This window comes from Mesorhizobium sp. M1329, from assembly GCF_040318035.1.
In the GTDB taxonomy this organism is placed as follows: domain Bacteria; phylum Pseudomonadota; class Alphaproteobacteria; order Rhizobiales; family Rhizobiaceae; genus Mesorhizobium.
In genome coordinates, this window is sequence record NZ_JAMYLN010000004.1 from 233,551 (window position 1) to 255,889 (window position 22,339).

A 22,339-nucleotide genomic window follows, 5' to 3' on the forward strand; every position below is an offset into this window, starting at 1 on the left:
AAGGACCGCTGTCGGCGGCATTCTATTCCACGCTGAGCCGATACCCAATACCGCGCACGGTCTGCAGCCAGACCGGATTGGACGGATCGCGTTCGATCTTGCGGCGCAGCCGGTTGATCTGGACGTCTATCGTGCGTTCGCCGACCTCGGACTCGTCGCCGACAAGCTCATGCCGCGGTATCGTTTCGCCGGCACGCGCTGCGAAGATCGCCAGGATCTCCTGCTCGCGGTCGGTCAGCTTGAGCGCCTCGCCGCCGCGCTTCAGCTCACGCCTGGCGATCTGGAAGGTATAGGGGCCGAAGACCAGCTGTTCGACCTTGGGCGTTGTCGCGGGGCCGCCGCGGCGCAGGATATTGTTGATGCGCAGGATCAGCTCGCGCGGGTCGAACGGTTTTGGCAGATAGTCGTCGGCGCCGGCCTCGAGCCCGGTGATCCGGCTGTCGGTTTCCGACAGTGCGGTGAGCATCAGGATCGGTACGTTTTTCTCCGCCCGCAGCGCCTTGGTGAGGTCGACGCCGCTTTCACCCGGCATCATGACGTCGAGCACGATCAGATCGAAGTCGAGACCGGCGAGCTTGCGCCGCGCCTCTCCGGAATTTCCGGCGACGGTAACGCGAAAGCCGTTTTCGGTCAGATACTGTTTCAGAAGATTGCGGATACGGGTGTCGTCATCGACCACAAGCAGATGCGGCGCATCGTCTTCCGGTGCTGTCGGATGATCAACCCTCTCAATGGTCTCCATGGCTTTTCCCTGACATCTTTGCGGGCACAATGTCGATCTGCGCCCTTAGTTCCGGATTGACCATCGCTTCCAGGAACCGTTCGATAACGGCGCGTTCGGTGGCTCCGGAATCTTCCAATGCAGCATGGATGCGGCGCGACTGTGGCCGCGCCAGCGCCAGCGCCAGGGCACGGCCTTTGGCCGTCGGGTAGAGTTCGCGCTGGCGGCGGTCGCGAGGGCCCTGCAATTGCACGATATGGTCGGTGTCGATCAGTTGTTTGAGCACGCGCGCCAGGCTCTGCTTGGTGATCTTGAGCACGTCGAGGAGTTCGGCGACCGTCAGACCGGGCCTGCGATTGACGAAATGCAGCACCCGGTGATGGGCACGGCCAAAACCGTAATCGGCCAGGATCTGGTCCGGATCGGAGGTAAAGTCGCGATAGGCGAAGAAGAACAGCTCGATGATGGCGAAATCGATGCCGTCCTCGTCGGTGATCGCCGTCCTGATCGGCTCTGCGGCTGCGTGGCTCGTCATCTTTTCTCCGTGTGAAGCAGGAAATTATGTCAGCACTATTGACGTATTTTCCGCGTGATGGTAATTTTTGGCAAGCTTTTCGGCGGATTGCGAACGAAAAGGCAAGCGAAGCCGTTTTTTCCGGAACTTCCTGAGTTTGCCAGACCTTAAATATCCGCCTACGCTTTAGGACAATGGCGGCCTGCAGCGGCCGAAACGAAACACGCAACGACACAATGATGTGCGGGCTGCCGCCCGCGGGAGGTTACCATGGCATCCGTTCCCTTCGACCAACTGGACGGCTTTATCTGGATGAACGGCGAATTCGTCAAATGGGCCGACGCCAAGATCCACGTCTTGACCCACGGGCTGCACTACGCCAGCGCGGTATTCGAGGGCGAGCGCGCCTATGGCGGCGAAATTTTCAAGCTGACCGACCACACCGAACGCCTGCATGAATCGGCGCGCCTGCTTGGCTTCAAGATACCCTACTCGGTCGCCGAGATCGACGACGCCTGCCGTACGCTGTTGAAGAAGCAAGGTTTCCAGGACGCCTATGTCCGGCCGATCGCATGGCGCGGCAGTGAACAGATGGGCGTCTCCGCACAGAACAGCCGGATCAACTGCGCCATCGCCATCTGGCAGTGGCCGAGCTATTTCGACCCGGCGCAGAAGCTCAAGGGCATCCGCCTCGACATGGCCGAATGGCGCCGCCCCGACCCGCGCACCGCACCGTCGAAATCGAAGGCGGCCGGCCTCTACATGATCTGCACCATGTCCAAGCATGCCGCCGAGGCCAAGGGCTATGCCGACGCCATGATGCTCGACTGGCGTGGCCAGGTGGCGGAAGCGACAGGCGCCAACATCTTCTTCGTCAAGGACGGCAAGATCCATACGCCCAAGCCCGATTGCTTCCTCGACGGCATCACCCGCCGCACCGTCATCGGCCTTGCCAAGGACCGTGGTTTGGAGGTGATCGAGCGCGCCATCATGCCGGAAGAACTTGAAGGCTTCCAGCAGTGCTTCCTCACCGGGACGGCAGCCGAGGTGACGCCGGTTTCGGAGATCGGTCCCTACCGATTCGAGGTCGGCGATATCGCCAAGACATTGATGAACGACTATTCTGCGGCGGTTCAACCCAACCACGCGATTGCTGCAGAATAACGAAAGTCACAGGTTTTTTATCAAGTAGGGGCGGTTTTCGGGCCGCCCCTTTTATTTAAGCGTCTGCGCATTTGACTTTCATTCAATTCGGCGTCTCATGATGGCGTCGGCCTGGGAGGCTGGCGGCTATGGAGGGACTGGAAATATGGATATGAACACGCTTCTTCCGATCATTATTCAGGTGATTACGGGTATCATCGGTGGTCAGGCGGTCGGTGCGGCTATCAAGACTGCGGCGATGGGGCAGCTTACCAAAATCCTGGGCGGCGCTGTCGGCGGCGTCGGCGGTGCGGCCATCCTCAACAGTCTGCTGGGTGGCGCGGTCGATCCGGCAGCAGCCGCTACAGCGGCAGGGGCCGGCAGCGCGTTGAACATTTCAAATATAGTTGGCGGTGCCGGCGGCGGCGCCATCCTGACCGGCATCATCGGTGCGGTCATGAACGCGATGAAGAAATAAGCTCCGACGTTTCAGGCTTTTCCAATGGGCGGCTTCGGCCGCCCATTCCGTTTGCCGTTTGTGGAGCGGTGGACGCCGTTCGCGTGTGTCTCTACATCAGGACCTGGTTCAAGGTTAGGGCTTTCCTGACGCGTTCGAGGGGACGCGCAGCGCTCCGACAGCGTGAAAGGACGAATATGGGTCAGCTCAACGCCGGCATCGTGCCGGTCACGCCGTTCCAGCAGAATTGCACCATCCTCTTCGACATGGACGACAGACAAGGCGTTGTCGTCGATCCGGGCGGTGACATCGACAAGGTGCTGGCGGCGCTCGAGGACAATGCGATCACTGCCGGCGCGATCTGGATTACGCATGGCCATATCGACCATGCCGGCGGCGCCATGGAACTGAAGGAGGCGCTCGGTATCGAGATCATCGGCCCGCATGCCGCCGACCGGCCGCTGCTCGCCAATCTCGAGACCCAGGCGAAGCGCTACGGCATCACCGATCCGGTGCGCAACTGTGTGCCTGACCGGTTCCTCGCCGAAGGCGAGACCGTTTCGTTCGGCTCACATGTGTTCGAGGTGCTCCATTGTCCGGGCCACGCACCCGGCCACGTCGTCTACTACAACCGGGCGGCGAAGTTCGCCCATGTCGGCGACGTGCTGTTTCGCGGTTCGGTCGGCCGCACCGACCTGCCGGGCGGCGACCACGCCGCACTGATCGCCTCGATCAAGGAGAAGCTTTTGCCGTTGGGCGACGACATCGGCTTCATCTGCGGCCATGGTCCCGGCGGCCGCTTCGGCGAGGAGCGGCGGAGCAATCCGTTCCTGATCTGAAACCGCTTACCGAAACAAAAAAGCGCGGCCTGTGCGACCGCGCTTCTTTCCGACAGGAAACTGCCTCCGTTAATTGGCGGTGCAGAAATGCTGTTCGCCGTCATAGCCGGTGAACGTGCCGGTACGCGAGTTGAAGCTCCGGTAGCGGTCCGAGCAGTATTCGTACCAGCCGCGGGTCCACGGCTCCGCATAGCTTTCGGCATAGGCTACTCGCGGCTGCACGTAATAACGGCGCACCGGGGCAGGCCGGTAGTATTCATCATCATAGGCCGGATCGTAATAGCGGGGCTGCGGGCTGGCGAGCGCACCGCCGATCAGGGCACCGGCCGCAAGGCCGAGCACGCCGGCCGCAACGGCATCGCCGTGGCCGTGGTGGCGGCGGTGATGGCGCCATTCGTCGGCACTGGCCGCGGGCAAGGTCGCAAGCGTGGTCGCAACGACCGCGGCGGACAGGATGGCAGTCTTGAAAATTCGGTTCATGTCGGTCTCCTTCGTGCCGGCCCGGGTCGTTTTCGGGGGATGCGGTCCGGCTTTAACGAAGATTAATATGCGACCGTGGCTGAACGGGGGCTGAACGAAATTTGACCAGGCGGTTCATCTAACTGGGCGATTCAAGCGTGCGGCAAACACCGCAGGCCAGACCGGCCCACGTCCATTCTGTCCAGGGCTGGTTCAGCCGATCGACAGGTTGACGGCTTTCGGACCCTTGCCGCGCTTGTCCGGCTCGGTGTCGAATGTCACTTTCTGCCCATCCTCGAGACCGGGAAGACCCGACGCCTGCACGGCCGAAATATGGACGAAGACATCCTTTGCCCCGTCGTCCGGCGTGATGAAGCCGAAGCCCTTGGCGTGATTGAAGAATTTGACGGTGCCGGTCTGCGGCATGGGAAGCTCCTTTGATCCCACAAGTCCAGTCTCGGGCCGGCAAATGCCCGGACGGAAATTTGTCCTTTATTTTAGTGCCATCGGCAAGAGAAAGTTTTGCGGGCGCCTGCAAGCATCCCGGAACGCAAAAGGCGCGACGAAAACCGCCGCGCCTTTACAGAATCCAAGTTCACTCCAAAAGCCTTGCAGCATCCTCACACCCCGAAAGGACGCGCGGCACGCTGTGGTTTCAGGCAGCGCGGAGATTGACCGCTTTCGGACCTTTGCCCATACGGTCGGGCTCGACATCGAAGGTGACCTTCTGACCGTCGACGAGCGTGCGCAGCCCGGAAGCCTCGATCGCCGAGATGTGGACGAACACATCCTTGGCGCCGCCATCGGGCGTGATGAAGCCGAAGCCTTTGGTAGCGTTGAAGAATTTAACGGTGCCGGTCTGGGCCATTGGGGAAACTCCTTCACCCGTGTCAGTCTTGGTGGTTCCGCCCGCCGCCTGGCGCCGTGGGCAAGTCCCGGTGGTTGCTTCGGCAGTCATGCATTGGCGCATGGTAAAACCCCCCGCCGAAAACGGGGCTGTCAGAGATTCACAGTATCGGGGAAAGGTCGTCCAAAACGTTCCGCTCTCCGGGTCGCAAATGCCCGAACACAAAATTTATCGCACGGAAACGTGATGCTTGCAAGATACAGCCGCGGGCGGCCCCAACAGGCGCATCCCGACGCATCGCACCGATAGTCCCGGTTCTCCGCGCGGTCATCGGCCAGGCGCCACCCAGGCATGGTCCAGCAAGCGGGGCAGGTGCTGTTTTGGCTTTGCGCCGGCGTAAGCCCTTGGTTCGCCAGTTGCAAACAGGGGTTGCATTTGGCAGCGGAATGACGAGGATCGGCCGGACGCAGGCACCGTTTGTGCAGGCAGGAGTTTCGAGGGAGGAACATTCATGCGGTTTCTTGCGGCAATCTTTCCGCGGCAGGTTTTCTCCATCCTGTTCCTGTCGGCAATTCTCGCAGCCTGCACCGTCGTGGTGGATGATGAGGGACCGGGGCCGCGCCCGCCACGGCCGGGGCCGCAATTCTGCACCAAGCAATATGACCCGGTCTGTGCCCGGCGCGGCGGCGACCGCCAGACCTTCGCCAATGCCTGCCTTGCCGAACGGGCCGGATACCGCATCATCCGTGAAGGCGAGTGCCGTGGCGGTGGTGACGGCGGGGAGCAGACATTCTGTACCCGCGAATACCGCCCGGTCTGTGCCCGTCGCCATGGCGAACTGCGCACATTCCCCAACGAATGCGAGGCCCGCGCGGCAGATTATCGCGTCGTCGATGACGGGCCGTGCTAGCGCACCGGCCTCACTGTTCGTCCGGATAGGCACCATCGGCGGGGCCGACGTAGAGCTCGGCGCCGTCCTCGTTGGAGATGCGCAGGCGATCGGGGATCTGCGGCATCATCAGCGTGTGAAGCAGCGTGGCGGCGCCTTGCAGGGCGGCGCGCAGGTTCGGTGCCTCCAGCGACACTCGATCGAGTATCGCTTCGTCGGCATCGCGCGAGCGGTAGAACTCGATGACGAAGTTCAAGCACGCCTCCAGGCAGATTGTTGTGCGATCGAACCCTAGCCTTTGGACTTGGGTTTCACAGCGGTCTCCGCCTGCTTGACCGCCGAGCCGAAGGGCGAGGCCGGTTTTGCCGCCACCTTCTCCTTCTTGGGCTTGCGTGTCTCGCGATTGCTGCGCTGCTGACCCTTGGCCATTTTCTGATCCCTTATACGTGTTGCGGATTGCTTTCGGCTCAACTGGCCGGGTTGTCGACCGGTTCGAGATTGTCTTCCGTGGTGACCCGCTCATAGGTCTCCTGATCGCTGCGGATACGGTATTGCGGCGAGCCGTCCTTGACCGGCAGCCGGCTCTTGATCTGGAACAGCTCCGCGGTCTTTTGGGCAAGGCCGGTGCGGCTCTTCATGCGGACGGTCTGGCCGACGGTGAAGATATGCGCCGGCGTGTCCGTGCGCCGCGCACTCTGCTGGAAGCGGATCATGTGGCGTTCTCCTGGTCGTGCTGAAGCGCTGCCTCGAGCTCGGCATGGTCAATGGCGACAAGCTGGCTGGTCGCGCTTTTCACCGTCCTTGCCGGCAGATGGATGAAAGTGGCGACGCGGCGCCATGCCGGCCACGACATGCCGTCGATCAGTTCCTCGTCGTGGTCGATGTCATAATCGCCGGCCGGCTGCACGCTATCCAGCCCGCCAAGCACGAAAGGTGCCGCGAAATGCGCGATGGAATGGGTGGTGCGGGCAGACATTCTTGTGCCTCGAAGTTCTCGCTTGTGCCTTGAAGTTCTTGTGCCTTGAAGTTTCGTTCCGGCCTGGCCCCGGAAGCGGAGCCTGCATTGCGGTACCAGGTGTCGGCGATTTGGAAAAGTTTGGCGGGCCGAGAACCCCTGACGCCGCGAGGGCCAAGCATGACCCAAAAACGGTTTCGTACCATTAGTCCGAAAATGCGACTTATTCAAGAAGATTCCGGCCTTTTACCCCTACCAACGTAAAATTACTTTTCTATAGTTATTTGCAGAACGATGATACGATCCCGGTGCACCTCAAAAATTGTTTGAAGAACTTCCGGACAAATTCCTCCGGCATTTGTATTTATTTAGGTATGAAAGGAAGAGAGTCATGAACTCCGAAAGAACACCGGATGTCCCGACAGTTGCAGTTAGTCCCGTCACCAAGCCGATAAAGGTCTTGTCGCCGCGCCTCACGATAAGAAGCGACGAGGCGGCAAGGCGAAGGATTGCCGATACCGACGGCACGGCGCGGCGGGCGCGCCAGCTTGCCGAAAGCAATCGCCTGATTTGACGCGCAGGCCATGACGCTCAATTTTCCCAATCCCAGCCGCTCCTATGACGCGGCGGCCAAGCGCATTCGTTTCGTCGGCCATGACGGCATGCTCGAAGTCCCGTTCTTTGTCGAGGTTGCGGCACTTTCGGCGGCAAACCCGGCTGCAAGCGGAGCCGAGGCCGAATTCCTCAGCGCCTTCGACGCCAAGCGTTCGTCGATCCACGAGATTGCGCGCCAAGCCTACTCGCACGGCCGCAGGAACTTGTATGTGCTGACGCCGGCCGACTTTCGGTAAGTTCCCCGGGGTTCGGAGGTTTGCTTCGTAGCGACCGCCGTCTGCTCTTGCACGTGCCGCAGCGATGGCCTAGATCGCGGCAGGCAGACAACACGGCAGGTTTCCCATCAACAGAGATCCGAGACAACCGGCAGGCGCACGTTACGGCTCAGGCGGACAGCCGCCGCTGGGGCTCGACCAGCACGTGCAGCAGGCGCTGCAGCTGCACCAGGCGGGGCGCCGGCAGGAAGCCGAGGCGCTTTACCGGCAGGTGCTGTCGCAAAAGGCCAACCACCCGGCTGCTGCGCATTTCCTCGGGCTTCTGCTGCACCAGACCGGGCGCAGCGCCGAGGGGCTGGCGCTGATCGAACAATCGGTGCGTCTGCAGCCGAACAATCCGGATTTCCTCAACAATCTGGGCACCGTGTTGCGCGACCTCGGCCGGGTCGCGGCCGCCGCCGATCTCTTCCGCAAGGTGGTGGCGATCCGGCCGGACCAGTTGGCGGCGCGTGACAATCTCGGCTCGTCACTGAAGCAGCTCGGCCAATTCGAAGGCGCCGAGGATATTTATCGCGGCACGATCGGCCGCAACCCGTTCCATGTCCGCGCCCGCGTCGGGCTTGCCGAAACGCTGCAGGAAGCGGGCCGGCTGGATGAGGCACTGACTGTTTTTCGCGAGGCGCTGACGATCCGGCCGAAGGATGCCGATCTTTTGCACGGCCTGGGTGTCGGGCTGATGGAAAAGGGCAATCTCGACGAGGCTGCGGATCTTTTCAGGCAGGCGCTGGCGGTGGACCCCGGCATGGCCAGGGCCTGGCTGATGCTTACCCAGGTCAAGCGCCAGAAGGAGCGCGACGCCGAGCTTGCCCGCATGGAGTCGGAGCACACCAAGGCGCCGCAAGGCAGTCTGGCGCGCATGCAGCTTTCCTTTGGCCTCGGCAAGGCCAATGACGACCTCAGGGAGTATGGCCGCGCCTTCGACTATTTCGCCGAAGGCAACGCGATCCGCCGCCAGGGCATCGACTACGACGCCGGCAAGACGCGCGGCGAGTTCGAGGCGATGAAGGCGGTGTTCGACAAGGCCTTTTTTGAAAGGCACAGGCCGAGCGGGATCGCCGACGACACGCCGATCTTCGTTGTCGGCATGCCGCGTTCCGGCACCACGCTGGTCGAGCAGATCATCGCCAGCCATCCGCAGGTCTATGGCGCCGGCGAGCTCAGCATATTGAAGACGGCGGTCGGCAAGCAGTTTCCACTCGGCATGAAGGGCGGCTTTCCCTGGGGCATCGCCGACATGCCCGACAAAGCCTATGCCGAGGCCGGCCAGGCCTATCTCGACATGCTGCATGCCCGCTATCCGGGTTTTCGGCACGTCACCGACAAGATGCCCGGCAATTTCCTGTTGATCGGTTTCATCCACATGATGCTGCCGCAGGCCAAGATAATCCATTGCGCGCGCGATGCGGCGGCGACCTGCCTGTCGATCTACAAGGTGCACTTCCGCGGCGACAGCCATCGCTACGGCTACGATCTCGACGAGCTCGCCGATTTCCACAATCTCTACACCGATATCATGGCGCACTGGCACGCCGTGCTGCCTGATGCCGTGCACGACGTTCGCTACGAGGATTTCGTCGCCGACCAGGAAGCCCAGTCGCGGGCGCTGATCGCCCATCTCGGCCTGCGGTGGGACGACGCCGTGCTGTCGTTCCACCAGACCGACCGGCCGGTGCGAACGGCGTCGGCTGCGCAAGTGCGCCAGCCGATGTATCAGGGCTCGGTCGACCTGTGGAAGCGCTATGGCGACCGGCTGAAGCCGCTGCTCGATAAACTTGATCGAGGGGCGCCTACAGCTCGATGAAGGGCTGAAAACCGCCAAAGATCATGCGCTTGCCGTCGAACGGCATGGTCTCCCAGTCCTGCTTGAGACGAGGATCGGCCATCACCTTGGCCATCACCGCATCACGATGCTGCCTGGATTCATAGACGACCCAGGAGAAGACGACGACCTCGTCTTCCTTGGCCTGCACGGCGCGCGGGAACGAGGTGACCTCGCCATAGGGTACGTCGTCGCCAATGCATTCGACATAGGCCAACGCGCCATGCTCCTTCCAGACCGCGCCGCCCATTTGCGCCATCTTCTTGTAGGCATCGAGCTTTGCTTTCGGCACCGCCAGCACGAAACCGTCGACATAGGACATCTGTCTTCCTCCATGCGATTGTTTTCCTCTCCCTCTACAGCGGGGAGAGGTGATTTCAGACACAGCCTGCGTGGGATGCTAAGCTGCTTTCACCGGTGCGTTCATGGCCCATTCGACGCCGAACGGATCACGCATATTGCCCCAGCGGTCGCCCCAGAACATCACCTGCAACGGCACGACTTCCTCGCAGCCTGCCTCGATGGCCCGCTTCCACCAGGCGTCGATGTCGTCGCTGCCGAGATGGAGCTGCATGGTGTAGCCCTGCGGCTTCACAGCGGCCATTCCATGCTCGGGATAGAAGTCGGAAAGCATCAGGGTCGAACCGTTGATGTGGAGATGGATATGCATGGTACGGCCCTGTTCGTCCGACGGATAGGCAAAGACCTGCTCGGCACCGAAGGCCTTTTGGTAAAATTCTGCGGCTTTGAAAGCGCCGTCCAGCTGAAGGTAGGGCGTCAATCCGCCAAGCACTTTGGCGGCGGGCTGGGTCTGCGGCTGGTCATTCATGTCATGCTCCTCTTTGCGTCTGGTTTGCCTTTGCGAACCACAGGACGAACGGAACGGCGACGATCCTACACGGCCGATGGTTTTTTGGATTCGAAATGGCGTCTGCCGCGACGGCCAACTGCCACCTTTCAACCTTCGATGCGAATCCGCGGGCTGTTTTGCGCGTCGACGACGATTTCCGGCCAGCCAATATCTTTGCGCAGCTCGATCGGCAATGAAAGGATGGCGCGTTCGCTGCGATAACGGGCGCGAGCCGCCGAGTAACGCGTTACGGCGTGGCCTATGGATGACAGAATAGACATGATGCTTTCTCCTCGATTGGCGCCGGCATCACCGTGTCGGCGTCCCAAGGACGTGGCATGCGATCATCATCCGACAGAGCGCCGGAATTTTTTCCGCAATTTTTCAGCTGCCCGCTTCGGCAACCTCCTGGAAGAACCCCTCCGGGTCGTCGACTTCGGTCAGCCGCCGTTCTTGATCAGCCAGAAGCGGTTGCCAACCGCGCGGATGAAGGAGCGGTCGTGCGAGGCGAGCAGGCAGCTCGCCTGACGTTCCAGCAATTCCGCTTCCAGCGCTTCCTGGCCATCAATATCGAGGTGGTTGGTCGGCTCGTCGAGCAAATAGAAATTGGGATTGGCGAGCCTGAGCGCCAGCATCATCAGCCGCGCCTTCTGTCCGCCCGACAGCACGCCGATCCTGCGCTCCTGCATGTCGATGCTAACGCCGGCGCCCGCCAGCAGCGAGCGGGCGCGCTGCTCGCCGACATCGAATCTGCGCGAGAGCATCGCCAGCGGCGTGTCGTCGCCGCCGATGCCCGACAACGCCTGGTCGCTATAGCCAAGCACGGTCGACGGCGTCACCTTCACGCCTTGCGCTGCCGTTTCCGGCGCGACGATGGCATTCCGGATCAGGCCGATCAGCCGTGATTTGCCGACGCCGTTACGGCCGAGCAGGACGATGCGGTCGCCCTGGCAGATATGGCGCTTGCCGGTGCTGAACAGAACCGTGCCGTCAGGCGTTCCGACCACCAAATCGTCGAGCGTGATCAGCACCTTGGCATGGCTGCCGCGATTGGCGAGCTTGATCGCGCCCGCCGATCTTTCGCGGTGTGCCGGCGCTGCCGCTTCTTCCAGGCGCTCTGCCCGCTGGTTGAGCTGCTTGGTCTTGACCGTCAAAAGGTCGCTGCCGGAATTGATGCCGATATTGTTGAGCTTGGCCGCCTGTCGGCGCAGCTGCTGCGCCACTTTCATGTCGCGCTGGAATTTGCGTTCGGTCGAGGCGTCGACCTCGTCCAGCGCAAGCCTCGCCCGCGAATAGGACCGCGAAAACACCGGCGATTGTTCGGGACGCAGGAACAGCGTGCGGTTGGTCGTCGCGTCGAGGAACGCCCGGTCGTGGCTGGCGATCACCACCGGCACCTCGCGCGGCAGCGCGTTCAGCCAGGTCTCGAGCTGGCTGATCTTGGCGAGGTCGAGATGGTTGGTCGGTTCGTCGAGAAGCAGGACATCGGGATCGGTGACCCAGACGCGGGCGATCAGCGCCAGCCTTTGCCAGCCGCCGCTTAAGGCCCGCATCGGCCGCTCGCGCATCGGCTGCGGCACGTCGAGCGAGTCGAGAACCACATCGACGCGCCATTGCTCGCTTTCGGCCTGCTCGGCCGGCAAGGCGTCGGCCACCACCTCATGAAAGCTGCGCCCGGCCAGCGCGGCGGGGATGATTTGCTCGACATAGCCGACGCGCAGGCCGCGCGTGCGGGTGATGTCGCCTGTGGTGGCTTCGAACTCGCCCGTCAGGCACCTCAACAAAGTGGATTTGCCGCGACCATTGGCGGCGACGATGCCGAGCCGGTCGCCGGCGCCGATGGTGAGGTTGAGATGGGAGAAGAGCGGCGCACTCATGGTGACGCCGAGGGACTTGAGGCTGATCAGGGCCATGTCGATTTCTCTGGTCTGTCCGGAGTGATTCCGGCTGATGCACTTTGACGGTGCGCAGGCTGGCCATCAGGCTCGGCGTTGCAGCACCACGAAGGGCGGACCAAAAAAATCGAAGCGGGAAGAAAAACCCGGACCGTCTCTGGTCAGCCCTGCAAGCAAGCTCGCAGGGCAGAGACAGGGCCGCGCTGACGGTGGTGGTCGAAATACACGCAGCCCTCCTTTCAGAATGTTCGAGTATAGGGATTGGGTTACACCAGCGGCGGGGCGGATGGCAAGCGGTTGGCACTGGAGTGAGCGGAGCGCCGAAGCTGCCAATCTCCCCCCTTGTGGGGGAGATGTCCGGCAGGACAGAGGGGGGCGCGAAGGATCGCTACCGTCCCGGCCGACCCGTCTTGCCGGTGCGGCGCTTTTCGCGGCGGGCGTCGGCGGGATCCTCGTAGGAGCCGATACCGGCACGCTGGCGGACAATGGGTTTGGCGGAAACGTCGTGTTCCTTCGCGCCCCCCTCTGCCCTGCCGGGCATCTCCCCCACACGGGGGGAGATTGGCTGTGGTTTCGCCGGCACTTTTCCCTCAACCGGCTTCTCGGTCCGCCGCACCGTCATCTCGTCCAGTGAGTTCTTCCTGAACAGCGGCTTGGTCGGTTCACCCGGTATACCGAAATCCGAGCCGTGCGCCTCCTGCGCCGACTGTTTCTTGAACAGCGAACGGGACACCGCGCCTGACGGCGTCGGCATGTCGGTCCCAGGTCCCATATCGTCCAACGAAGGTTTCGCGAACAGCGGCTTCTTGACCGGCACGGCGCCGTCGGCGCCCATTTCGTCGAGCTCCGGCTTGCGGAAGAGGTTGGGCCGTGCAGCCTTGGCTGCCTCTTCGGCGGCACGTGCCTCGTCGAGCTTGCGGAAGCGCTCCTGTTCCTCTGATGTACGATGTTTGGCCACGCCCTTGTTGTGCTTGCCTTTTTCGCGGCCCGAGACCGGGCTTTCCATGTCGGCATATTTGGCCAGCGGATCGTCGGAGATGGACAGTTCCATCTCGCGCAGCCGCTTGATCTCGTCGCGGATGCGGGCCGCCTTCTCGAAATCGAGATTGGCGGCGGCGTCGCGCATCTGCTTGTCCAGGGCGTCGAGATGCGCCTTCAGATTGTTGCCCATCATCGCGCCGGCGCTGTCGGTGAACTGCGAAATGTCGGCGCGGACATGGTCCTTCTCGTAGACTGAATCCAGGATGTCCGAAATGCGCGACTTGACCGATTCCGGGGTGATGCCGTTGGCCGCGTTCCACTCCATCTGCTTTTCGCGACGGCGGTTGGTCTCGGCCATCGCCCGCTCCATCGAGCCGGTGATCTGGTCGGCATAGAGGATGACCTTGCCGTCGACATTACGCGCGGCACGGCCGATGGTCTGGATCAGCGAGGTTTCGGAGCGCAGGAAGCCCTCCTTGTCGGCGTCGAGAATGGCGACGAAACCACATTCTGGAATGTCGAGACCTTCGCGCAGAAGGTTGATGCCGACCAGCACGTCGAAGGCGCCGAGGCGCAGGTCGCGCAGGATCTCGATGCGCTCCAGCGTGTCGATGTCGGAATGCATGTAGCGGACGCGAATGCCCTGCTCGTGCAGATACTCGGTCAAGTCCTCGGCCATGCGCTTGGTCAGGACGGTGACCAGCGTGCGGTAGCCGGCTTTTGTCGTGTCGCGGATTTCGCCGACGACATCGTCGACCTGCGTCTTGGCCGGACGCACCTCGACCGGCGGGTCGATGAGGCCGGTCGGGCGGATGACCTGCTCGGCGAAGACGCCGCCGGACTGCTCCATCTCCCAGCCGCCGGGCGTCGCCGAAACCGCGACGGAAAGCGGGCGCATGGCGTCCCATTCCTCGAAGCGCAGCGGCCGGTTGTCCATGCAGGACGGCAGGCGGAAACCATACTCGGCCAGCGTCGCCTTGCGGCGAAAGTCGCCGCGATACATGCCGCCGATCTGCGGTATGGTGACATGGCTTTCGTCGACAAAGACCAGCGCATTGTCGGGAATGTATTCGAACAAGGTCGGTGGCGGATCGCCCGGCTGGCGGCCGGTGAGATAGCGCGAATAGTTCTCGATGCCGGCGCAGGAGCCGGTCGCCTCCAGCATCTCCAGGTCGAAGCGGGTACGCTGCTCAAGCCGCTGCGCCTCAAGCAGGCGGCCAGCCTTTTCAAGCTCTTGCAGGCGATACTTCAGCTCTTCCTTGATCGACTTGATGGCTTGATTCAAGGTCGGGCGCGGCGTCACATAGTGCGAATTGGCGTAGATCTTGACGCTCTTCAGCTCGCCGGTTTTCTGGCCGGTCAGCGGATCGAATTCGGTGATCGCCTCGATCTCGTCGCCGAACAGCGAGATGCGCCAGGCGCGGTCCTCGAGGTGGGCCGGGAAGATCTCGATCGTGTCGCCGCGCACCCGGAACGAGCCGCGGACGAAGTTGATGTCCTGGCGCTTGTATTGCTGGGCGACGAGGTCGGCGAGCAACGCGCGCTGGTCGAGACGGTCGCCGATCTGCATCTGGAAGGTCATCGCCGTATAGGTCTCGACCGAGCCGATACCGTAGATGCAGGACACCGAGGCGACGATGATGACGTCGTCGCGCTCGAGCAGCGAGCGCGTCGCCGAATGGCGCATGCGGTCGATCTGCTCGTTGATCGAGGATTCCTTCTCGATGTAGGTGTCGGTCCGGGGCACATAGGCCTCAGGCTGGTAATAGTCGTAGTAGCTGACGAAATACTCGACGGCGTTTTCAGGGAAGAATTTCTTGAACTCGGAATAGAGTTGCGCGGCAAGCGTCTTGTTGGGCGCCAGGATCAGAGCGGGGCGTTGCGTCTCTTCGATTACCTTGGCCATGGTGAAGGTCTTGCCCGAGCCGGTGACGCCGAGCAGCACCTGGGTGCGGTCGTTGCTGTTGACGCCCTCGACGAGATCCTTGATCGCGGTCGGCTGGTCGCCGGCCGGCTCGAAATCCGAGACCATCCTGATGGCGATGCCGCCTTCGGATTTCTCCGGCCGGGCCGGGCGGTGCGGCGTCCACAGCACGCCGTCCTTGTGCAGCGGATTGCCGGATTCGATCAGCGCCGACAGCGCTGCCACAGTGGCGGTAACGCCGCTGGAGGTCATCGTCTCGGCATCTTCGAGAGAAATGTCGAGGCCGGCAACCGGATTGAGACCGGCCGCAGTGCGCTCCCGCGCCGAAGCCGCGCCGCCCATCGAGGTGCCGCGTGCCGTACGGCCGGGGGAAGAGGAGCGTTCGGGGATCTTTTTCGCCGGCTTCGCTAATTTGCCGCCGACTTTGCCGGAAATGCGCCCTTCCTTCTCGGCTTCCTGCTCGATCTGCTCGGCCCAGTCGGTAATCGAGCCGGTCAGCGGCGCGCCGCTGAACTCGGCCTGCGGCGCCTCGGCAAAGCCACCCTTGTACAGAGGCTCCGAGGCATCGAGAAAATCGGTCAGCGGACTGCGCCGCTTGGGCGGCGAAGCGCGCTCGTCATTCGCCGGCGGCGGCGTTTTCTTGTCGGAGAGTCTGGCCATGGCCCGAATATGGGAGGTATCGGCCAAAATGGAAAGAGCGGAGTGGCGGGTGGCGCGAGGCGCAATTTGGCTGCTGACAGCAGGCTGTCAGGAGTGACGTCTAAGCACGCCCTCAGTTGAACCAAACGGCGAACGTCAGAAACCCGGCGCCGCCGAACTGGCGCTGGATCTGGTTGAACTCCTCGCTGGTGAGAACCTTGCCGCGTTCGAGATAGGGCGCGATGGCCGGGCCGGTGATCGACAGCACCAGGTCGAAGGGCTTCGGCTCGTCGAAGAAGCGCTTCATGTTGATGCCCTTGTCGGCGATGCGGAAATGCGGCAGCAAGCTGCGGCCTTCCAGGAGATCCTCGGCCATGGCCAGGGCGGCGAGCCAGGCCTGCACCTGCTGCTCGCCGACCTCGAGGCCGGTGAGCGGGCTGGCGCCTTTCTGTTGCGGCCCGGGCAGCCATTCGCGGTCATTGTCGGTTTCGGCGCGGATGGCTTTCCAGTCCTCGCGCGACAGCCGGATCATTTCCACGAGATGGCGGCGTGCCGCTTGCCGGCGTTCAGGTTCGACCACTTGCCAGTTGATGAGATGCACCAGGGAGATGAAGTCGGCGAGGCGCCATTCGGACGTCAGAATGCCGCCGCCCATGCCACCGTCCAGCGGCACGAGCGTATCCTGCAGCGGCAGTTTTGCGCGCGGGAACAGCATGTGGAAGGAGCCGTCGAACGTGTTCCTGAAATCATGCGCCAGCCAGAAGTCGGCCTGCGCCATCAGGAACTCGGCATAGCCCTGCAGCCAATAGCCGTCGGCGCGGTCGAAGCGGAAGGCGAGGGCGGCATCGGCCGGCGCGCCGCCCGTGCCTGACAGAGAGGCCATGATCGCCGCGGCGCTTTCGTCCGGCGCGATCTGGCCGTCCTCGTTGAGGTCGATGCCGAGGCGGGTTAGGTCGATGACCATGCCGATGTCCGCGTCGGCGGGTACCGAACCCAGCGTAGCTGCGGATTTCTCCAGCCGGTCGCGGAAGGCGACGAGAATGGCGCGGAATTGCTCGTAGGTCAGCGGCTCGGGATTGGCATTGTCCGGCACCGGCAGCCGCATCAGCGGCAGCATGAAGGATTGCGGGCTTTCGAAACCGTGGTGGTGCAGGCCGCCGGCCAGGATCTCCAGCGCGGTGAAGAATTCGCCGGCGCCGGCGGCGTAGGTCGCGGCCGGATCGCCGGGCGCGGCGGCTTCCAGCGCGGCAAGAGCGCTGTCGCGTTCAGCTACGGTTTTTGCCTCAAACAGGGCCGCCGCTTTGGGAGCCGCGGCGCTGGGTGAAGCCAGCGGGAGGAGAAGAATGATGGCGCACGCCACCAGCCTGGAAAAACGCTTCATCGTGATCGCCCCTTTTGTCGCTCCGCAGTGGATCATACACGCATTTGATTCGCTGCGCCTGTGGCCCTGTGGTTCACCGATGACAGTCGACGCTTCAATCAATCCGGCGGACGGTCTACACAAGGCAAACGATTGGGCGTCGCGTGTCGAACTATCCGCTTTCCTACAAACTGTCCTGGCTGCCACGCTTCCTCTGGCCTTCGCTCGATGGCGACGCGCGCGGCTTTGCACCGGCGGCCGCAGCCCTGCTCGAACCGCTGCCGGCGCGGACGGTGCGGCTGGCTTTCGTCGGCGATATCTCGGCGGTGGCCAATCGCCGCGCGCCGGACTGCGATCCGGCGATTGCGGCACTGCTTGCCTCGGCCGATCTAGTGGTCGGCAATTGCGAAAGCCCGGTGGTGGAGCGGCCGAGCGCTGTTTTGGGTACAAGGTTTGGCACGCATCACGCGATGAGCGAGCGGTTCCTTGCCGAGGCCCTGGCCGCCGTCGGCATCCCGCGTGAAAAACTGGTACTGTCGCTGGCCAACAACCATGTGCTCGACCAGGGTATTGCCGGCTTCGACGAGACCGTCGCCGCGCTGGAGCAATTAGGCATCCGCACGATCGGCACTGCGGCTCCGGTCGAGCGGTTTGCGGTTGGTTCGCTGACCATTGGCCTTGCCGCCTTTACCTTGTGGCGCAATACCGGCGCGGCTCAGTTCGCGGGCCGAGTCTCGATGCGAGGCGATCCGACGCAATGGCCGCACGATGCCGCTTCGGGTGTCGACCTCCTCTGCGCGGTGCCGCATTGGGATTGGGAATTCCGGCATTTTCCGCGTGCGAAGACGCGGGCACTGGCGCGGCTTCTGGCCGAACATGGCGTCGGCCTGGTGGCCGGACATCATGCCCACGTCGTGCAGCCGATCGAGCGGATCGGCAAGACGCTCGTTGCCTATGGGCTCGGCGATTTCTTCGGCACCGCCTTCGCGCGCCAGCCATGGCCGGGCCGCATCGGCGCCATTCTCGTCGTCGACATCAGCGACGATCCCGGCACGCGCGGGACCATCGCCGCCTACCGGCTGCATGCCTTCATGCGGCTGCGCGCCGGCGATCACGAGCGGCTGATGCCGGTCGAAGCGCTGGCGGGAAAATCCAGGCAAAGGGTTCTGGCCCGCCTCGATGCGATCTTCGGTGCCGGGCGCTGACGGCTGCGCTGACGCGGTCCATCAAACCGGCTATCATGCCCAACGCGGGCGGGCTTGTGGCGGCGGGTGGGTGATGGAAACTGCGGATTTCATGCCGAGCGAAGCGGTGATCGCCGGCCTCAGGAAGGACATCGAGGCCTACGAGGCGCAAAGGGCTTCGGCCTATCGCCGGACGCGCTGGCGGGTGCCGCTGTTCATCGGATCGGTGGTTGTCTTCGTGGTGTTTGTGGCCTGGCTCTTCAACGGGGTTGCCGACCCGAACGAGCAGTGGTTCTCGACCCCGCATGTGTTCCTCTATATCGGCGGATTCCTGGCGACGATCCTGCTCTATCTCCAGGCGATCAGGCCAGCGCGCAAATTGCAGCAGTCGTTCCGCAACACCTTGCTGCCGATCGTCTTCGGCTTCATCCAGGACGTGCGCTATCAGCATGGCGTAACGCCGAACTCCTTCGATCGGCTGCCACGCGAGACGATTGGCGCGTTCAACCGTTCATATTTCGAGGACGTCGTTTCCGGTCGGTACGAAGACTTTGCGTTCGAGCTCTATGAGGTGACGCTGCTGGAGAGGAACGGCAAGACCACATCGCAGGCCTTCAAGGGCGTCATTATCGCGTTCGACACCATTGCGCCGTTCCCGGGAAAGTTGGTGGCGGCGCGCCGTGCCAATATGGTGGTCGGTTTCTTCCGAGGCATGTTCGGCGGCAAGACGGAACAATTGTCATGCGGCGTACCCGAACTCGACGCCGCCTATGAGTTCCACACCGACAACATCGAAGCGGCGCGGCCGCTGGTGACCGGCCGGCTGGCGCAGGCGCTCGAATGGCTCGGCGAAACATGGCCGAAGGAACCGGCACGCGTCGCGCTCAACGGCAGCGACGGCTTTCTGCTGCTTCCGCAGACGAAGAACTTCTTCGAACTGCCGGACATCTCTGTGCCGCTCGACTATGCCAAGCATGTTGCGCCGATGATCGCCGACCTGGCCACGATCCTCGCGACCGCGGCACTGGTGCGCAAGATCGGGGCGAGGGACGAGGAGGCGGATTAGTCCGGCTGGGCGGTCAGCAATCGAAGCCGTATTGGCTACGCATGTAGTCGACTTCTTCCTTCGACATCGACTTGAACATCACACAAACGGTGAAACTGCCAACCTGGTGACCGTTTCTGGTGTATCCCCAGTCGGAAATATCGTCTCGGTTGAATTCGATATACTGGCCAGCCACGACGTTGTGGACACTATGTGGCTCATTCGCCAATATCCCCACGAATCCGTTTTCGGTCCGCTGGAACGGGATGACCCAGAAGTGTTCGGTGACGTTTCCGTCCTTGATCATCACCTTCAGTTTGAATGTGTCCGTTCCAGGTGGCGGTGTCTGGGATAATGCCAGGAATTCATCCAAGCTGGCACGTGCCTGTGCAGTCGCCGCCGCCATATCTGGATCGTCAGGCGCGACTGCGACGACGCTGTCGTCGCCCTGACTGGAATCCTGAGCCTCAGCGGATATCGGAGCAAGCGCTAGCATCAGGGACAGAATCGCGCGGGACAGGTGCTTCATGGAATGGCGCCCTTACAATGGTCAGCATCATCATGGATCCGTTCGTATTTTCAATCATAGCGCGAAAAATACCTTCGCTGCAACCATAAGAAAATGCTCCTGATGCCGCAACTGCCGCTCTAGTTCTGCTACGCACTCCGGCTATGGTTTTTGCCGGAAGCTCGCGCTATCTCTGAGGCGGCGAGGGGTAGCATGGTCGAAGAACGCAAGGGGTTTCGCCTGTCGCGGCGGCTGCTGCTGGGGGCGGCGGTGGTGGGCGGCGCGATGCTGTGGGGCGGCACGACCGTGGCGCGGCTGGCGCGCGGTCCGTCCGGGCAGAAGAATTCCGGGCGCATTGCCGACATTGACGGGATCGACCTGGCTCAGAAGCCGCTGGAGGGCCCGCCAGCCTACGATCCGGCGCTACCATGGCTGACCAAGGGCGGCGACATCAACGATGCCAGCGGCCTGTCGATGACGCCAGTCTACGGCGTCATCGAAGTCAGCGAGGAAGACCACATTGCGAGCGCGTTGGCCTTTGCCCGCACCAATGGCCTGAAGGTCTCGATCGCGGCGGTGCGCCATTCGATGGGCGGCCACGCTTTCGACGACAACGCACTGGTCCTCGACATGCGCAAATTCAACAAGGTCAGCGTCGATGCGGCGACGAAGACGATGACCTTGCAGCCCGGCGCGCGCTGGCACGACATCCAGAACCTTTTGCACCCGCGCTTCGCGGTGAAGGCGATGCAGTCGACCGACATCTTTTCGGTCGGCGGCTCGCTGTCGGTCAACGCGCATGGCATGGACCACCAGGCCGGCTCGGTCGCCGGCTCGATCCGTTCGATGCGGGTGATGCTGGCCGACGGTTCGGTGACAACCTGCTCACCAGCCGAAAAGACCGAGCTGTTCCGCCACGTCGTCGGCGGCTACGGCCTGTTCGGCGTGGTGCTGGAGGCGACGCTCGACATCGTCGACAACGCCGTCTACCGGACCTCGCGCGAGATCATCAAATCGGACGACTTTCCAAAGTTCTTCGCCGAGGTGCTGGAGCCAAACAGGGCGATCGGTCTGTTTTATGGGCATCTGTCGACTGCGCCGGGCAATTTCCTCGAGGATATGATCGTCTACCGCTATGACAAGGTGGCCGACCAGCCGCCGGCCGACCAGCCGGCAATCGGCGAACCGGGTTCGGTCGGGCTCAAGCGGGTGATCATCAACCTGGCGAAATGGGGCAGCCTGTTCCAGGAGCTGAAATGGTTCACCGAAAAGACACTGGAGCCGCAATTCGAGAGCTGCACGGTGGCGCGGACGACGGCAATGGCCGAGGGCGAGGCCTGCCTCGTCACGCGCAACAATCCGATGCACGATTCAGTGCCGTATCTGTTCAACGATCTGCTCGATGAGACCGACATCCTGCACGAGTATTTCATCCCGCGGGCGGCCTATAGCCCGTTCATCGCGGAAGCGCGCGAGATCCTGCGCAACCAGAGTCTGGCGGTGCTCAACGCGTCGGTACGCATCGTCCACAAGGAGGATGTGGCGCTGAACTATGCGCCGGAGCCGGCCTATTCGCTGGTGCTCTACATCAATCAGCCGACAGACGCCGACGGCAATGCCAGGATGCGGGCGCTGACAAGGGCGCTGATCGACGTGACGATCAAGCATGGCGGGCGTTTTTTCCTGCCCTACCAGCTTCATTATACGGGCAAGGAACTTCTTGCCTCCTATCCGGAACTGCCGTCCTTCCTGGCGAAGAAGCGGCAATACGATCCGGGCGAGCTGTTTTCGTCGATTTTTTATCGCGCCATCAAGGCACTGATCGGCACGGCCTGAAGCGGCGGTTACAGACCGTCAGGCAGCTTCGTCGCCAGCCAGTTCGCCGAACGCCTGGCGATGCCGATCGTTGCCGATGCGGCGCGGTCGAGATCGGTCTTGACCACGGCGTAGCCGGCCTTCGTGCGGTAGAGCACGGCGCGGCCGCCATCGACCGCCGCTTCATAGGCCACCGGCCGGACGGCTTCCGTTTCCGTCGCCGTAGCCTGCGTTCCGACCGCAGCACTGGGCCGATGGCTCAGTTCCGGTGGCAGCGGGTCTGTCGCTGCCGTGCTGGCCGTCGTCAATTCAGGCTCGGAAGCGGTCGCAGCGAGCTGCGATGACGAAGACGAGTTCTGTGTCCGGCAGATGCCCGAGACCAGCGGATAGTCGAAATTGCGCTCGTGCAGCATCTGGCTTTTCATCGCCGCTTCGCATTCGGCGATGGTCGACCATTTGGCGGGCGTCTCGCCGATATATTCGCAAAGCCTGGCGTCGCAATCGCAGCCGACGATGGTCATGGCGACAAGGGCGGTCTTTATCACGGTCTTGTCCCTCCGAGTTGCCTGGCGCATGTGCGCAGGACAAATTGCTGCGGCATCATC

General features: G+C 62.6%; 26 protein-coding genes and 1 pseudogene. 10 read left to right on the forward strand and 17 right to left on the reverse strand.

The features are described 5' to 3' along the window. Positions 1-22: 22 nt before the first annotated feature. Entirely contained in the window at positions 23-742 is a 720-nt protein-coding gene (locus NKH21_RS06090; RefSeq protein ID WP_023678415.1) for a response regulator, read from the reverse strand. Continuing rightward, positions 729-1,256, reverse strand: coding sequence for a MarR family winged helix-turn-helix transcriptional regulator (locus tag NKH21_RS06095; RefSeq protein WP_023719182.1), 528 nt, complete (start codon positions 1,254-1,256; stop codon positions 729-731). The genes NKH21_RS06090 and NKH21_RS06095 overlap by 14 nt, the downstream gene beginning before the upstream one ends. Before the next feature lie 249 nt (positions 1,257-1,505). Between NKH21_RS06095 and NKH21_RS06100 the strand changes: the two genes are divergently transcribed. The 3 genes from NKH21_RS06100 (at position 1,506) to NKH21_RS06110 (ending at position 3,674) form a co-directional block, all read left to right on the forward strand. Then, complete coding sequence (locus NKH21_RS06100; RefSeq protein WP_352489012.1) at positions 1,506-2,399, forward strand: branched-chain amino acid aminotransferase; 894 nt, start codon at positions 1,506-1,508, stop codon at positions 2,397-2,399. 145 nt (positions 2,400-2,544) lie between these two features. Next, positions 2,545-2,856 (forward strand): hypothetical protein, encoded by a 312-nt coding sequence (locus tag NKH21_RS06105; protein ID WP_352615707.1) that lies wholly within the window; start codon positions 2,545-2,547, stop codon positions 2,854-2,856. Between the two features lie 176 nt (positions 2,857-3,032). After that, positions 3,033-3,674 carry an MBL fold metallo-hydrolase gene (locus NKH21_RS06110; RefSeq protein ID WP_352664693.1) on the forward strand — a complete coding sequence of 214 codons (642 nt, stop codon included), beginning with the start codon at positions 3,033-3,035 and terminating at the stop codon, positions 3,672-3,674. 69 nt (positions 3,675-3,743) lie between these two features. Here NKH21_RS06110 and NKH21_RS06115 read toward each other — a convergent pair whose 3' ends face one another. The 3 genes from NKH21_RS06115 to NKH21_RS06125 all read right to left on the reverse strand — a co-directional run bounded on the left by NKH21_RS06115 (position 3,744) and on the right by NKH21_RS06125 (position 5,001). Beyond that, positions 3,744-4,154 (reverse strand): BA14K family protein, encoded by a 411-nt coding sequence (locus NKH21_RS06115; protein ID WP_292661272.1) that lies wholly within the window; start codon positions 4,152-4,154, stop codon positions 3,744-3,746. Positions 4,155-4,346: 192 nt separating this feature from the next. Further along, positions 4,347-4,559 (reverse strand): cold-shock protein, encoded by a 213-nt coding sequence (locus tag NKH21_RS06120; RefSeq protein WP_006202521.1) that lies wholly within the window; start codon positions 4,557-4,559, stop codon positions 4,347-4,349. Between the two features lie 229 nt (positions 4,560-4,788). Further along, entirely contained in the window at positions 4,789-5,001 is a 213-nt protein-coding gene (locus tag NKH21_RS06125; protein WP_006202520.1) for a cold-shock protein, read from the reverse strand. 490 nt (positions 5,002-5,491) lie between these two features. On the opposite strand from NKH21_RS06125, the gene NKH21_RS06130 reads away from it, so the two are divergent. Then, on the forward strand, positions 5,492-5,890 hold the full coding sequence (locus NKH21_RS06130) for a Kazal-type serine protease inhibitor family protein (RefSeq protein ID WP_352863553.1): 399 nt from the start codon (positions 5,492-5,494) through the stop codon (positions 5,888-5,890). Positions 5,891-5,900: 10 nt separating this feature from the next. Here the strand turns inward: NKH21_RS06130 and NKH21_RS06135 are convergent, their stop codons facing one another. From NKH21_RS06135 to NKH21_RS06150, 4 genes are read right to left on the reverse strand one after another with little or no spacing between them, the layout of a single operon-like run. After that, positions 5,901-6,125: a hypothetical protein gene (locus tag NKH21_RS06135; protein ID WP_292661267.1), complete on the reverse strand. Its 225-nt coding sequence runs from the start codon at positions 6,123-6,125 to the stop codon at positions 5,901-5,903. 35 nt (positions 6,126-6,160) lie between these two features. After that, positions 6,161-6,298 (reverse strand): hypothetical protein, encoded by a 138-nt coding sequence (locus NKH21_RS06140; RefSeq protein ID WP_352664699.1) that lies wholly within the window; start codon positions 6,296-6,298, stop codon positions 6,161-6,163. A gap of 38 nt (positions 6,299-6,336) precedes the next feature. Beyond that, entirely contained in the window at positions 6,337-6,582 is a 246-nt protein-coding gene (locus NKH21_RS06145) for a hypothetical protein (protein WP_352469164.1), read from the reverse strand. Beyond that, on the reverse strand, positions 6,579-6,845 hold the full coding sequence (locus NKH21_RS06150; RefSeq protein ID WP_352664701.1) for a hypothetical protein: 267 nt from the start codon (positions 6,843-6,845) through the stop codon (positions 6,579-6,581). The genes NKH21_RS06145 and NKH21_RS06150 overlap by 4 nt, the downstream gene beginning before the upstream one ends. Positions 6,846-7,215: 370 nt before the next feature. Here NKH21_RS06150 and NKH21_RS06155 point away from each other — a divergent pair, with 370 nt between their 5' ends. The 3 genes from NKH21_RS06155 to NKH21_RS06165 all read left to right on the forward strand — a co-directional run bounded on the left by NKH21_RS06155 (position 7,216) and on the right by NKH21_RS06165 (position 9,515). Further along, positions 7,216-7,398, forward strand: a complete 183-nt coding sequence (locus NKH21_RS06155; RefSeq protein WP_352664703.1) for a hypothetical protein — start codon at positions 7,216-7,218, stop codon at positions 7,396-7,398. 10 nt (positions 7,399-7,408) lie between these two features. Then, positions 7,409-7,675, forward strand: coding sequence for a DUF1488 family protein (locus NKH21_RS06160; protein WP_352664705.1), 267 nt, complete (start codon positions 7,409-7,411; stop codon positions 7,673-7,675). Positions 7,676-7,859: 184 nt separating this feature from the next. Beyond that, positions 7,860-9,515, forward strand: coding sequence for a tetratricopeptide repeat-containing sulfotransferase family protein (locus tag NKH21_RS06165; protein ID WP_352863556.1), 1,656 nt, complete (start codon positions 7,860-7,862; stop codon positions 9,513-9,515). Here NKH21_RS06165 and NKH21_RS06170 read toward each other — a convergent pair. The 6 genes and pseudogenes from NKH21_RS06170 to NKH21_RS06195 form a co-directional block, all read right to left on the reverse strand. Continuing rightward, on the reverse strand, positions 9,502-9,855 hold the full coding sequence (locus NKH21_RS06170; protein ID WP_352664709.1) for a DUF1428 domain-containing protein: 354 nt from the start codon (positions 9,853-9,855) through the stop codon (positions 9,502-9,504). The genes NKH21_RS06165 and NKH21_RS06170 overlap by 14 nt on opposite strands. A 78-nt stretch (positions 9,856-9,933) precedes the next feature. After that, a complete protein-coding gene (locus tag NKH21_RS06175) occupies positions 9,934-10,362 on the reverse strand; it encodes a VOC family protein (protein WP_352664711.1) in 429 nt (142 codons plus the stop codon). Between the two features lie 128 nt (positions 10,363-10,490). After that, entirely contained in the window at positions 10,491-10,664 is a 174-nt protein-coding gene (locus NKH21_RS06180; RefSeq protein WP_023719167.1) for a hypothetical protein, read from the reverse strand. 103 nt (positions 10,665-10,767) lie between these two features. Continuing rightward, positions 10,768-12,296, reverse strand: a pseudogene (locus tag NKH21_RS06185) (ABC-F family ATP-binding cassette domain-containing protein). A 370-nt stretch (positions 12,297-12,666) separates the two neighbouring features. Continuing rightward, entirely contained in the window at positions 12,667-15,843 is a 3,177-nt protein-coding gene (gene uvrB / locus NKH21_RS06190; RefSeq protein WP_352664713.1) for an excinuclease ABC subunit UvrB, read from the reverse strand. Between the two features lie 112 nt (positions 15,844-15,955). Continuing rightward, entirely contained in the window at positions 15,956-17,203 is a 1,248-nt protein-coding gene (locus NKH21_RS06195; protein WP_352664715.1) for a hypothetical protein, read from the reverse strand. 143 nt (positions 17,204-17,346) lie between these two features. Between NKH21_RS06195 and NKH21_RS06200 the strand changes: the two genes are divergently transcribed. Together NKH21_RS06200 and NKH21_RS06205 are read left to right on the forward strand one after the other, a co-directional pair. Then, positions 17,347-18,387: a CapA family protein gene (locus NKH21_RS06200; protein WP_352664717.1), complete on the forward strand. Its 1,041-nt coding sequence runs from the start codon at positions 17,347-17,349 to the stop codon at positions 18,385-18,387. Positions 18,388-18,460: 73 nt separating this feature from the next. After that, the gene (locus NKH21_RS06205; protein ID WP_352664719.1) at positions 18,461-19,432 is read left to right on the forward strand and encodes a DUF3137 domain-containing protein; all 972 of its coding nucleotides are present in this window, start codon (positions 18,461-18,463) and stop codon (positions 19,430-19,432) included. 13 nt (positions 19,433-19,445) lie between these two features. Here the strand turns inward: NKH21_RS06205 and NKH21_RS06210 are convergent, their stop codons facing one another. Beyond that, on the reverse strand, positions 19,446-19,940 hold the full coding sequence (locus NKH21_RS06210; protein WP_352664721.1) for a YegJ family protein: 495 nt from the start codon (positions 19,938-19,940) through the stop codon (positions 19,446-19,448). 192 nt (positions 19,941-20,132) lie between these two features. Here NKH21_RS06210 and NKH21_RS06215 point away from each other — a divergent pair, with 192 nt between their 5' ends. Further along, complete coding sequence (locus NKH21_RS06215) at positions 20,133-21,755, forward strand: FAD-binding oxidoreductase (RefSeq protein ID WP_352664723.1); 1,623 nt, start codon at positions 20,133-20,135, stop codon at positions 21,753-21,755. Positions 21,756-21,763: 8 nt separating this feature from the next. Here the strand turns inward: NKH21_RS06215 and NKH21_RS06220 are convergent, their stop codons facing one another. Next, on the reverse strand, positions 21,764-22,279 hold the full coding sequence (locus NKH21_RS06220; RefSeq protein ID WP_352664725.1) for a hypothetical protein: 516 nt from the start codon (positions 22,277-22,279) through the stop codon (positions 21,764-21,766). Between the last annotated feature and the right edge of the window lie 60 nt (positions 22,280-22,339).